This is a genomic window from Ruegeria sp. G12 (assembly GCF_056533565.1).
Map to the genome: position 1 here is coordinate 173,444 of NZ_JBQFOO010000004.1, position 12,460 is coordinate 185,903.

The 12,460-nt window shown below is 58.0% G+C and carries 13 protein-coding genes; 8 read left to right on the forward strand and 5 right to left on the reverse strand.

Annotated elements, in window-relative coordinates:
* Positions 1-37: 37 nt before the first annotated feature.
* From ACR0JN_RS11375 to ACR0JN_RS11395, 5 genes are all read left to right on the forward strand, one after another.
* Positions 38-304 carry a hypothetical protein gene (locus ACR0JN_RS11375; RefSeq protein WP_480885693.1) on the forward strand — a complete coding sequence of 89 codons (267 nt, stop codon included), beginning with the start codon at positions 38-40 and terminating at the stop codon, positions 302-304.
* Positions 305-386: 82 nt separating this feature from the next.
* Positions 387-1,565 (forward strand): acyl-CoA dehydrogenase, encoded by a 1,179-nt coding sequence (locus tag ACR0JN_RS11380; RefSeq protein ID WP_480885973.1) that lies wholly within the window; start codon positions 387-389, stop codon positions 1,563-1,565.
* 28 nt (positions 1,566-1,593) lie between these two features.
* A complete protein-coding gene (locus ACR0JN_RS11385; protein ID WP_480885695.1) occupies positions 1,594-2,427 on the forward strand; it encodes a tryptophan 2,3-dioxygenase in 834 nt (277 codons plus the stop codon).
* A 1-nt stretch (position 2,428) separates the two neighbouring features.
* Complete coding sequence (gene kynU / locus ACR0JN_RS11390; protein ID WP_480885697.1) at positions 2,429-3,616, forward strand: kynureninase; 1,188 nt, start codon at positions 2,429-2,431, stop codon at positions 3,614-3,616.
* 129 nt (positions 3,617-3,745) lie between these two features.
* Entirely contained in the window at positions 3,746-4,987 is a 1,242-nt protein-coding gene (locus ACR0JN_RS11395; protein ID WP_480885698.1) for an acyl-CoA dehydrogenase family protein, read from the forward strand.
* Between the two features lie 12 nt (positions 4,988-4,999).
* Here ACR0JN_RS11395 and ACR0JN_RS11400 read toward each other — a convergent pair whose 3' ends face one another.
* The 3 genes from ACR0JN_RS11400 to ACR0JN_RS11410 are packed head-to-tail and all read right to left on the reverse strand — an operon-like array spanning position 5,000 to position 7,827.
* A complete protein-coding gene (locus ACR0JN_RS11400; RefSeq protein WP_480816089.1) occupies positions 5,000-6,310 on the reverse strand; it encodes a TRAP transporter large permease in 1,311 nt (436 codons plus the stop codon).
* Positions 6,307-6,807 (reverse strand): TRAP transporter small permease, encoded by a 501-nt coding sequence (locus ACR0JN_RS11405; protein WP_480885699.1) that lies wholly within the window; start codon positions 6,805-6,807, stop codon positions 6,307-6,309. The genes ACR0JN_RS11400 and ACR0JN_RS11405 overlap by 4 nt, the downstream gene beginning before the upstream one ends.
* A gap of 6 nt (positions 6,808-6,813) precedes the next feature.
* A complete protein-coding gene (locus tag ACR0JN_RS11410) occupies positions 6,814-7,827 on the reverse strand; it encodes a TRAP transporter substrate-binding protein (RefSeq protein ID WP_480885701.1) in 1,014 nt (337 codons plus the stop codon).
* 149 nt (positions 7,828-7,976) lie between these two features.
* Between ACR0JN_RS11410 and ACR0JN_RS11415 the strand changes: the two genes are divergently transcribed.
* On the forward strand, positions 7,977-8,459 hold the full coding sequence (locus tag ACR0JN_RS11415) for a MarR family winged helix-turn-helix transcriptional regulator (RefSeq protein ID WP_480885702.1): 483 nt from the start codon (positions 7,977-7,979) through the stop codon (positions 8,457-8,459).
* A gap of 240 nt (positions 8,460-8,699) precedes the next feature.
* Here ACR0JN_RS11415 and ACR0JN_RS11420 read toward each other — a convergent pair whose 3' ends face one another.
* Positions 8,700-9,794: a tyrosine-type recombinase/integrase gene (locus tag ACR0JN_RS11420; protein ID WP_480885704.1), complete on the reverse strand. Its 1,095-nt coding sequence runs from the start codon at positions 9,792-9,794 to the stop codon at positions 8,700-8,702.
* 359 nt (positions 9,795-10,153) lie between these two features.
* On the opposite strand from ACR0JN_RS11420, the gene ACR0JN_RS11425 reads away from it, so the two are divergent.
* The gene (locus ACR0JN_RS11425; RefSeq protein WP_480885705.1) at positions 10,154-10,588 is read left to right on the forward strand and encodes a helix-turn-helix domain-containing protein; all 435 of its coding nucleotides are present in this window, start codon (positions 10,154-10,156) and stop codon (positions 10,586-10,588) included.
* Positions 10,588-11,163 carry a hypothetical protein gene (locus ACR0JN_RS11430; protein WP_480885706.1) on the forward strand — a complete coding sequence of 192 codons (576 nt, stop codon included), beginning with the start codon at positions 10,588-10,590 and terminating at the stop codon, positions 11,161-11,163. Before ACR0JN_RS11425 ends, ACR0JN_RS11430 begins: the two co-directional genes overlap by 1 nt.
* A gap of 287 nt (positions 11,164-11,450) precedes the next feature.
* On the opposite strand, the gene ACR0JN_RS11435 is transcribed toward ACR0JN_RS11430, so the two are convergent.
* Entirely contained in the window at positions 11,451-12,359 is a 909-nt protein-coding gene (locus ACR0JN_RS11435; protein ID WP_480885708.1) for a reverse transcriptase family protein, read from the reverse strand.
* Positions 12,360-12,460: the final 101 nt, after the last annotated feature.

Genomic DNA, 12,460 nt, shown 5'->3' on the forward strand with positions numbered 1-12,460 from the left:
GCGCAGTGTAACAAACGGCACGATTTTCGGGACCTGCTTGGCTGATCTGATTGCGGGGATTGATCCAGACGATTTGCCTCTGCCCATGACGGACCAAGCCAGGGCCCCAACCGCCCCGATCATGTCCCGTCTTTACCAGGCGGCGATTACCGCGAACCAGATTCTCAAAAGCCTCTATGCCGCCGGAAATAGGGCTGATCGGCGCGGGGTATCGGCCACTCAGGACGACCAACTGAAATCCACCCGCAGTATTTCGCAAACGGCCATTCTTGCGGTGGCAATCCCAAAATTACCAGGATACTAAGGAGGCCAGTATGGGAGGGCACGATATGCTGACACAACCGCAAGAACACCACGCGGCCACGCCTGAATCCGCGCGCGCGAAGATGCCGCGCATGACGTGGGAGGACCCTTTCCTGATCGAGCAGCAACTGACCGAAGAAGAGCGCATGATCAGGGATACGGCCCACGCCTATTGCCAGGACAAGCTGGCGAGCCGCGTGATCATGGCCAACCGTGATGAAAACTTCGACCGCGCGATCATGACCGAAATGGGTGAGCTGGGCCTGCTGGGCTCGACCATCCCCGAGGAATATGGCGGCGTGGGCGCAGGCTATGTGTCCTACGGCCTTGTCGCGCGCGAAGTCGAGCGTGTGGATTCCGGCTATCGCTCGGCCATGTCAGTGCAATCAAGCCTCGTGATGCACCCGATCTTCGCCTATGGCACCGAGGAGCAGCGGCAGAAATTCCTGCCGAAACTGGCCTCGGGCGAATGGGTTGGCTGTTTTGGTCTGACCGAGCCCGACCATGGCTCGGACCCCGGCGGTATGCTGACTCGCGCCACAAAGGTTGATGGCGGGTATCTTGTCTCTGGTGCCAAAAACTGGATCACGAACTCGCCGATTGCCGATGTGTTCATCATCTGGGCCAAATCGGATGCCCATGACGGCCAGATCAAGGGCTTCATCCTTGAAAAAGGTATGAAGGGCCTGAGCGCGCCGAAGATCGAGGGCAAATTCTCGTTGCGCGCCTCGATCACCGGCATGATCCAGATGGATGAGGTTTTTGTGCCCGAAGAAAACCTGCTGCCGAACGTGTCCGGCCTTTCGGGGCCGTTTGGCTGTCTGAACCGGGCGCGTTATGGCATCGCATGGGGTGCCATGGGCGCGGCCGAAGCCTGCTGGCATGCCGCCCGCAGCTATACGATGGACCGCAAGCAGTTCGGCAAGCCGCTGGCCGCCACGCAGTTGATCCAGAAAAAGCTGGCGGATATGCAGACCGAAATCTCACTGGGCCTGCTGGGAGCGCTGCAATTGGGCCGTCTGTTCGAATCGCACAGCGCACCTGCCGAGTTGATCAGCCTGATGAAGCGCAACAATTGCGGCAAGGCCATCACCATCGCGCGCGAGGCCCGCGACATGCATGGCGGCAACGGGATCAGCGACGAATACGGCGTCATTCGCCATGTGATGAACCTTGAGGCGGTGAACACCTATGAGGGCACCCATGACATTCACGCGCTGATCCTTGGGCGGGCACAGACCGGGCTGCAGGCGTTCATGTGACGGCGCGCATCACCGCACGAGGTGTAAGATGAGCAACGGCTACGATCCGTCACAGGATGGCGCGAAAATGTCCTTTGCGAAGGACATGAGCTATGGCGACTACCTGTCGCTGGACGCCATCCTGTTGGCACAGCACCCGCTGTCCGACGCCCATGACGAGATGCTGTTCATCATTCAGCACCAGACTTCCGAGCTGTGGATGCGGCTGGCCCTGCACGAGTTGCAGGCCGCCCGCGCGCTGATGATCGAAGGCCGCCCGGATCAGGTATTCAAGATGCTCAGCCGGGTGTCGCGGATATTCGAGCAACTCAACAACGCCTGGGACGTGCTGCGCACCATGACCCCAAGCGATTACACAAAATTCCGCGAGGCGCTTGGTGCCTCGTCCGGCTTTCAGTCTCATCAGTATCGGTTGATCGAATACGTTCTGGGCAACCGGAACACTGCGATGATGAAGGTGCATGAACATAGCCCGGACCTGCACCAGAAGCTGGAAGACGAATTGGCGCAGCCCTCAATCTATCACATCGCGCTGCGGATGCTGGAGGCGGAGTTGGGCACCGCGTTTGATCCTGCAGTCTACCGTCTGCGCGCCCCGCATCAGTCCGACGATGCGGTTATCGCCGCTTGGACCCGGATCTACCGGGAACCGGATACCCATTGGGTGCTGTATCAACTTGCCGAAAAGCTGGTGGACCTCGAGGATTACTTCCGCCGCTGGCGGTTTAACCATGTAACAACCGTGGAACGGGTGATCGGTTTCAAGCGCGGGACGGGCGGCACCAGCGGCGTCAGCTACCTGCGCAAGATGTTGGACGTGGAACTGTTCCCGGAACTGTGGAACCTGCGAGGGGGCTTGTAGAATGGCGCTACCCAGAAAAGACCTGTTCGATATCCCCGAAGGTGTCATCTATCTGGATGGCAACTCGCTGGGGCCATTGCCGAAATCCGTCGCGTCTGCCGTGCAAGACGTGGTCACGCGCCAATGGGGCGGCGAACTGATCCGCGGCTGGAACAGCTGCGGATGGATGGAACAGCCCGCCCGCGTCGGTAACCGCATCGCCCGCCTGATAGGCGCGCCCGATGGGTCAGTTGTGATGGGCGATACCTTGTCCATCAAGGTGTTTCAGGCCTTATCAGCCGCGCTGGCGATGCGCCCGGGCCGAAAGGTCATCCTGTCAGACAACGGCAACTTCCCGACCGACCTGTATATGGCCGAGGGGCTGATTGCGCTGAAAAACGCGGGCTTTGAGCTGAAGACCGTCGACCCCGAGGCGGTGGCCGAAGCCATCGATGACAAGGTCGCGGCGGTGATGCTGACCGAGGTCGACTATCGCACCGGGCGCACTCATGACATGGACAACATCACCCAACAGGCCCACACAGCGGGTGCGGTCATGATCTGGGATCTGGCCCACAGCGCCGGGGCGATCGAGGTTGATCTGGCGGGTTCCAACTGTGAGTTCGCGGTTGGCTGTACCTATAAATACTTGAATGGAGGTCCGGGAGCGCCCGCCTTTATCTATGTGCGCCCCGATCTGATCGACCAGACGCAGCCCGCGCTGGCGGGCTGGCTGGGCCATGGCTCGCCCTTTGCCTTTGAACTGAACTACCGACCTGCGGCGGATATCGAGCGCATGCGCGTGGGCACCCCTCCGGTGATCCAGATGGGCGCGCTGGAAGAGGCGCTGAAGGTCTGGGACGGGGTATCCATGGCCGAGGTCCGCGCGGCCTCGGTGACCCAGTCCGAGCGTTTCATTGCCGAAGTCGAGGCGCGATGCCCGCAACTGACGCTAGCCAGCCCGCGCGACGCGACGATCCGGGGCAGTCAGGTCTCGTTCGCTTTCGATCAGGGCTACGCCGCGATGCAGGCGCTGATTGATCGGGGCGTGATCGGCGACTTCCGCGCGCCCGACATCATGCGATTTGGTTTCACGCCGCTCTATCTGGACGAAGACGATGTGGTCGCCGCAGTGGATATTCTGGCCGATGTTTTGGACAACCGGCTTTGGGACAATCCGAAATACAGGGCGGTCAATCGGGTGACCTGAGCTTTTTGACGCTGGGTTACGCAGCCTGCCCCTTGCGGGCGGCCTTTCAATTGAGAATGCTCTGAGTGTCTTTTTGCGTCACATGCGCGGGAAGGCAGCAAAGGCCGTCGCCATCTGAAAAGGATCATCATGGATTTTGCCCTGTCGCCCCGCGCCGAAGAACTTCGTACCCAGCTCAAAAGCTTTATGGAGGCGCATATCTATTCGCGCATCCGCGACCACAAAGAGGAGATGGAGGCGGGCAATTTCCCGGTCCCGTTCATCGAAGACCTCAAGGCATTGGCGCGAGCCGAGGGGCTGTGGAACCTGTTCCTGCCCGGTCTGCGCGACGATGAGCCCGGCACGCGGCTGAGCAATCTGGAATACGCGCCGCTGGCCGAGATCATGGGGCAGGTCAGCTGGTCCTCGGAAGTGTTCAACTGCAGCGCGCCCGATACTGGCAACATGGAGCTTTTGCACATGTTCGCCACGCCCGAACAGCGTGCGCAATGGCTAGTACCGTTGCTGAATGGCGAAATCCGGTCCGCCTTTGCGATGACCGAACCGGATGTGGCCAGCTCGGACGCGACCAATATCACAACCTCGATCCGCCGTGAGGGGGATGAATACGTTCTGAATGGCCGCAAATGGTTCATCACCAATGCTTGCCACCCGAACACCAAACTGTTCATCGTCATGGGCAAGACCGATCCCGGCGCGGACCGGCACAAACAGCAAAGCATGGTCCTTGTGCCCAAAGACACGCCGGGCTTCGAGATCGTACGCAACCCCACAATCCTGAACATGCACGACCCCGAAGGCCATGCGGAACTGGTGTTCAAAGACGTGCGTGTGCCCTCCGCGAACCTGCTGGGCGAAGAGGGCAGCGGCTTTGCACTGGCTCAGGCGCGGCTTGGGCCGGGGCGGATTCACCACTGCATGCGCTCGATTGGCGCGGCCGAAATGGCGCTTTCGCTGATGGTCGAGCGCGCGCAAGAGAGGGTGGCGTTTGGCAAGAAACTCTCGGAACAGGGTGTCATTCGCGAGTGGATTGCAAAATCGCGTTTGGAGATCGAACAGGCCCGTTTGCTGACGCTGAAAGCCGCGTGGAAAATTGATCAAGTGGGCGCGAAGGCGGCGTTCCGAGAAATCTCACTGATCAAGGTCGTCGCACCCAACGTGCACGCCGCCGTCACCGACCGCGCGATGCAGGTGTTCGGCGCGATGGGGATGACCCCGGACACCCCGCTGGCCGACAGCTACACCTGGGCGCGCGCGCTGCGCTATGCCGATGGCCCGGATGAGGTGCATCTGCAGGCCATCGCCAGACAGGAGTTGAAGACCTCGAATTTCGGAATGTCGGCGCAATGGCTGACACCGCCCAAGCGCTGAGTTGAACCGATCTTAGAGGGCCAATGTCAGGGCGATGGAGGGCAGGGCGATCAGCAGCGCAAGACGCAGGATATCGGCCACCCAGAACGGAAAGATACCGGCAAACATCGTCCGGATCGGGATGTCAGGCAGGATCGTGCGCAACACAAAGACATTCAGCCCAATCGGGGGCGAAATCAGGCTGATCTCGGTCACCACCACGACGATGATGCCAAACCAGATCGCGACAGCCTCGGGGCTGGACAGGATGCCATCACCGAAATCCAGCGACATGATCATCGGAAAGAAGATGGGCACGGTCAGCAGGATCATCGAAAGGCTCTCTAACACCGCGCCCAACAGGATGTAGATCAGCACCAGCACGAACATGACCACAAACGCGTTGACGTCCAGTGACTGAACAAAGGACAGGATGGCGTCCGGCAGACCGGCGAAGCTGATGAAGTTCGAAAAGACCTCGGCCCCGATGACGATGGCAAAGATCATGGCGGTTGGGCGAACGGTATCAATGCCAACGCGGAAAAGGTCGCGAAGGCCGATGCCCCCCATGAAAACCGCGATGACAAGGGACAGGAACGCCCCGACCGCAGCGGCTTCGGACGGGGTAAAGAACCCGCCGTAGATGCCGATCATGATCAGGCCGAACAGCCCGACAACCGCGCAGACGCCTCCGATATCACGAGAGGTCAACGGATGATCGTCGGAACCGGCTGGCGCAAGATCGGGTCTGACTTTCACAGCCGCATAGACGGCGGCGATGTACAGAAGCACACCCAGCAAACCCGGCAGCAGCCCGGCGAGGAAGAGTTTGGCGATGTCGGCCTCGGTAATGATGCCGTAGATGATCAGGATAACCGAAGGTGGGATTAGAATGCCCAGCGTCCCACCGGCTGCGATGGATCCTGTCGCAAGGCTGTCTGCATACCCGACCTTGCGCATCGACGGCATGGCAACCCGGGACATCGTCGCAGCAGTTGCCAGAGAGGAACCGCACACCGCACTGAACCCGCCGCAGGCGACCACCGTGGCCATCGCCAGACCGCCCGGCAGCTTACGCAACAAGCGCTGTGCCGCAGCAAACAGCGAATGGCTGACGCCCGAGGCTGTCAGCAGGTTTCCCATAAGAATGAACAGCGGGATGACGGACAGGGTAAAGGACAGCACCGTGTCGAATGTCGTGTTGCCCAGCAGGGTAAAACTGGCCTTCCAACTGCGCAGCAGCGCAAAGCCGACGGTGCCGACCGCGATCATGGCAAAGGCGATCGGCACTCGTGCCAACACCAGCACAAACAACACGGCAATGCCCAGAAGCGAGGCGATCATTCCTTATCGCCTTTGAACAGCCCGATCCCCGCCGCCAAACCGGAAATGGCGCAGGCCGTGGCGACGACTCCGGCCACCAAATACAGCGGGATTGAAAGCGAGTTTGTCACCGTACCGCGTTTTTCAAGTTTCACGGCATGCTCCCACACCTCCCACGCCATCATGGCAAACGTGCCCGCTACAATGACGACCGAGAGGATGAGCAAAGTTTTGGACAGCACCCCTCGCGAGGGCAGTTTCAGCAGGTCCACCGTCACATGCTCGTTCGACACCGTGGTCAGCGGCATCGCCAGGAACACAAGCAGGGCAAGCCCGATCTCGGTCAGCTCAAATGCGCCCTTGATCGGGCTGTTGAACACATACCGCGCCACCACGTCTGCGGCGGTCAGAAGCATCATCGCCAGCATGACCACAACCGATGCCACAGCCATGGCATAGAACAGCTTGCGCCAGAGCGTTACACTCTGGCGCTGATCAGTGTCGGCGGGTTGGGCCATGCCGGGTTACTGCCCCGCCTGTTTGCGTATCTCGGCAAGGGCGGCTGTACCGTCGAACCCGGTTTCGGCGACAGCCTCCGCCCATGCGGCCTCATGCTTGTCGGCAAAGCCTTTGATCGCCTCCAGAACCTCATCCGGCGCATCATAGACCTGAACCGAGCTTTCGGCGACGAAGTCAGCGCCCGCCGCGTCTGCCGCATCCCATGTCTGGCCTGCAAGCGCTGCGAAGGCGGCGCCGGATACGGCCTCGATTGCGGCTTTGTCGGCGTCGGAAATCTCATCCCAGCGGTCTTCGTTCATGACCAGAAACCACGAGGTATTGTACATACCGCCGGGAATACGCATCGAATGCGTTATGTGATCCGTCAGCTTGAACGCTTTCAGTGCCTCGATCGGGAAGGTTACGCCGTCGATGACCCCGGTCGACAACTTTTCGAACACCTGACCCGGCCCCATGAATTGCGTGGTGATGCCAAGATCGCCGGACAGGTCGGCGATGTAACCGCCGGGTGTCCGAATTTTCAGGCCCGAGAAATCGTCCGCCGTTTCGATCTGTCGCTGGTTATTGTGGAACATCCCCGGCCCGTGCACGAACAAGCCCAGCAGCTTTGCGCCTTCATGCTCTGCCTGCGCGTCAAGATCGCCTGCATAGACGTTCCAATACGCGACCGAAGTATCCTCGGCTGAATCACCCAGAAATGAGAACTGCCCGATCCGCGACCGCAGGAAACGGTCGTCGCGGGTGAAAGAATGCAAGCCGTATGTGATATCGGCCACCCCGTCCACCGCCAGATCGTAATGCGCCGGGGGCGGACCGAGCGGTTTTGGCAGGATGCGAACGGTGACGCGATCTTCGGTCGCCTCGGCCACCGAATCCGCCCAGGGCTGAATGACGCTGGTGACAACTGGATGTTGCGGCGGCAGCCACGACGACAGGACAAACTCCTCGGCTGCAGCGACCGAGGCGGTCAGTACAACGCCAGCCAGTGCCGATCCAACGATGGTCTTCATAGTGTTCATGTCATTCTCCTCCCCGGAAATAGCAGTCCACTGCGTCTATTTAGTTTCCGTTGAAACTATATTGCCGATGTTAGTTTCATGTGTAACAATGTCAACGAAAATTAACTGACCACAACCAAGGGCATCCAAGTCCTGGTCGGAGAAACTGCATGGAACGGAAACCAGACCTAAGCGTTCAAGGGGAAGAAAACGGGACAGAGTTGGATCTGAACGCGTTTTTTCCCTACCAACTGCGCCGGACCTATGCCGCCGTCAGCGAGATGTTGCGGGCTGTTTATCATGAGAAATTCGATCTTAGCTCGGCGGAATGGCGGGTGCTGGCCATTCTGGTGCGCGACCGAAAGATCACCAACCGCGAAATCGTGGCCGCAGCCACAATCGACAAGGTCACGGTCAGCCGCGCCGTGGGCAAGCTGGAAGACAAGAAACTGGTTGAAAGGCACCCGAATCCCGAAGATGGCCGAAGCGAATTGCTGAGCCCATCGGCCAAGGGTCTGGACCTTTACAAGGCGATGTCGCCCGATCTAACCGCATTGGAAGAACGAATTCTCGGCGTCCTGAACGCGTCCGAACGAAAAAGCCTGATGGCCACGCTGAGCAAGCTTGAAGGAAGCGCCAAACGTCAGGATTGACGTAATCTAGGACTCGTTGAGATTTTGCGCACGGACCTGAAGCGCCCACAAAAGCGGGCTTTAGCCGATCTGCTGATTGATTGGATTTATTGGTCGGAGTGAGAGGATTCGAACCTCCGACCCCTGCCTCCCGAAGGATCGGGCCGGAGCCTAACGCCCTGTATTTATTATGATGAGTTGCCATTTGACTGCTCCTTTGTTCACGTTTGCGATGGTCTATTTCCGGAAATGATCCGGATGTCAGATGGCATCCGCCGCCCCGCGCTGATGGTCTGGGTGGTGGTGCCAATAGTTCTTTTCGAGCGTCTCGAGGGTCATCCCCAGAAAGCCGCAGGCATCCCACTTTGGCGCACCCTTCTGCATGAGCCAGGTTGCGCAAGTGTGCCTCAGAGTGTGCGGCACGACTTTCCGGTCTCCCTGACCCTCGAGGCCAGCCGCAACAACGGCGGATCGAAATGCACGCTTGATATTCTGCAGGGACTTACCGCGATGGGTGACAACGAATTTGTCTTCCGGAAATCGCCTCCGCCTGCGCAACAAGTGTTTCTTCAGGCGCGCGGGCAACCTTGAGCTCGGGCGCTCCTTCTTGGTCCGTCGACGTCCGACCGGGTTCCAGTAGATGATGTTGCTGTAGAAATCGACATCGGACCAACGCAAGGACAGGATCGCTTCCTTCCGCTGGCCCGTCAGTAAACCGATACGGAGAAACAGAGTCAGGTGTTCGGTTTTTGACTCCGTCGGCACACCATCTTCCAAAGGGGCATCGAAGCTTCGCGAGGCTTGTATCAGTTTTATCGCTTCATCGCACGTCAGGAACCGAATTCGACCTTCGGGCTTCGGTGGAAGTCGAACGGCTATCCTGCGCGTGATCAGGTGATCTTCTTCGGCGCGCCGGATAGCGGTCGACAACAGGCTGAGTTCTCGTCTGAGCGTGCCGTCCTTGATTCCCTTTTCATCCCGGCCCTTTCGTCGCTTCTGGCAATACTCCTTGATGAGCGCATCATTGATATCGCCAACGGCATAGCCATCGAAAAACCGGATGATCGGCTTGGCCGCATTGGCCAAGCGCTCCGGATCGGTGACGTCATCAAGCCGTTTTGCCAGGTAGTGCGAAATTGCGTCGGCCACATAGAATTCGTAAGGCTCGACTGCTCGATCTGGCCTAAAGCGCCTTAGCTTCCACTCTGCGAAGTAGAGTTCAGCCTGGTCGCGATCCCCAGTGCCAGTCGAGTGCTCGCGGCTGCGTCCCCCCTCGGTCCAGTAGATGTACCAGTTGCCCTCGGACGGACGCTTGCGGTCGCGCTCGAGGCGCGGCGGGGATGGCTTTCTGGGCATGTTTTCACCGTGAAATTGTCAACGTATCGCTCCCACGCGCCGGAAGGGATTTTCGGATTTCTACGCCCAGGGGCCGTATAGATGTGGTCCAGCATGTCTTCGCGGATCAGGTAGCGAATATTGGACACAGGAATGCCAACGCGCTCGGCCAGTTCTTTCGGGGTTTCCAAGAGCTTTTTCACGCTTCACCTCCTCAAACTCATTGCTCACAAATCGAGGCAGGTGATTTCATTTTGCGTTCAGAATGAAACAAACATACGCTGATCTTACGCGAATCGAGCACGTTGCCACGATTTATGGTCATATGTGATTCATATTAACCAGTATCGTGGTCAATGCAACCATTAAGAAGGTTTTCAATGACAGTTCCCGGTTTGGGACTTCGCCTTGCGGCTGTGCGAAACATGGCAAGCCTCTCCCAAGAGGAGATGGCGCAGCGCCTAGGCGCCAGTCGGAGCGCATACCAGTACTATGAACGCAGCCAGCGGGATTTGACGGCTTCACTACTGTTGAAAGTCTACGAGGAATTCGACGTTGATCCGCTCTGGATGCTCGAAGGCGACTCGGAAGACGGCAAGAGCCGAAGGCACGAAGAGATCGCCGCCGCCTATCGTAAGATCGGCATCGCAGTCGAGCGCCGGATCAATGAACGCGGGCTTACTGTGACACCTGAAAAGAAGTGGGATGCCATCGAATTTCTCTTCGATGGGTTCCTGAACACCGATGCCCTGACGATTGAAGGCGGGGAACCGGACACAACAAGGATCGACAGCGTATTGAGGCTTGTAAGCTGATGTTGAATGAAGAATTTCCCGATGAAGTGCTGAAACTACGCCCGCGAAAGCTGCGGCTTGGTCAGGATATAGAGCGCCTGCTTGAAGGCGTATGCGGGGCTGAAGAAGTCCCCGATCGCGAAAGTCAGAAGAAACACCTGCGCCCGAAAGCGGATAGTATCAATGCGGTCCGCTGCGCAGCCTGCGGACAGGTTGAGTACATCACACGCGATTATTGTCGTTGTGGCCACTACCTCGCTGGCCAAGTCATGGACGAATTCCTAGCATGGGAGCGCGAATTGGTCGAGAATCATGTCCGGTTGGCTGCGGAAGCCGAGGAAAAGATGAAACCAGTCAAGTGGTCAGCCTTGGCTGCCATGCCATTCTTGATTTGGCCTCTTCTCCAAACTTTGCTCCATAGTGAGCAAATGCCATTGGCGACGGGGCTTTGGTTCTTCCCGGGCGTGGTAGTTCTTGGCCTGTGTGCCTTGATCGAAAAGGTTATTACCCGGAAGCGCGACACCAGCGCATATGCGGTCGAAAGCGCCACCTTCGAACAATTTCTAACTGAGCGCATTCCCGTTTCGAGCAACTAACTTCACGTGCGCAAAGCCCCACAGATCGACGAGTTCATCGCGCGCTGGAAATACACCGGTGGGAGCGAGCACGCCAGACTCGAGGAATTTTGGTCAGAGCTCACCGAGTCGTCACACTATCATGTTCAGGATTTGACGGGAACGAATGCAGTCTTCGGCGGTGATTTTTTTCCTTCTGACCACAGATTTTATCCTCAGACGCGTATCATTTATCCCGCTGACGTCCAAGGCAATTGCCAAATGGTGCGAGAATTATGATTTATGTCCCGTTAGCCAGTAATCCCGTGCTAGAAGGGGATTTTGGCAATCTCGTCCTTACGGGCTTCCTGCTCGTCTGGAGTTAGAACGCGCGCGCCTGAGCTTTCCCTTGCCAGCCGCTGCGTATTCTGACGAAATGCTTTTTCCCGCTTTTGGCGGATAGAGTTCATTTCGTTGGAAATCTTCTGTCCACGCTTTGAAGACCTGCCAACGACGTGCCGAATTCCCCCGAGGTGGGCGAGCAGGCGAGTTGAAGCCGTATCTATCTGGTCAAGGGTATCGGCGAGTTGGAACTCGTTCCAAAGTTCTTTTGAGCGCAATTCAACTCGCCGAGGGACCACGAGATTGCTGCCAACAACGCCGATACCAGTAATGAAGACTACCTTGTTACCGGTTCGGTATCGAAATTTATGTGATTTCAAGCCACTAGATGCAATAATTTGGCGAACCCTGTGGGTGAACTTCCCAGGAAGCGAGTTCCCAGAGATCGTGATGTCGTCAACCCATATACTGTGGTCCAAAGCATGTTCCGCACAGAGTTCAGAAATGGCGTCAAACATCGGCCTGTGCACCAAAGCGGCAAGAACGGGGGTCAACGGCGACCCAAAGCACGCTTGATCGTCAGCGGTTGCAACATGAGCGATCAGGCCGGCGACGTCGCCCTCCATCCCAAACTGATCGACGAGTGACCTTCGGATCATACCTAAGGAGGTCGAGGGGTAGAATTGTTTGATATCGAGGGTTAGATATTGCTGAGCGTCCAAGTGGACGGCGGCGTTATCACGTTGCGAGCGATCCTTGCGTGGGCTCATTAGATAGCTGGGCTGAATAATCTTGTTGAAATGGAATTTTAGACGCTCGTGGACCGCCCGAAGGTCAGCTACGGGATAGACGAGTTTGCGTGTCTTTCCGCCGGACGCGATATCTCGTCGTACCAAGAATTCTTCCTTGAACCGGGGAGTGGCAAACTTTCGCAGATCGTCTCTGGTTTCCTTGACGAGTTTCGCGACATCTCTCTGCGTTGGCTTTTGCGCAAAGG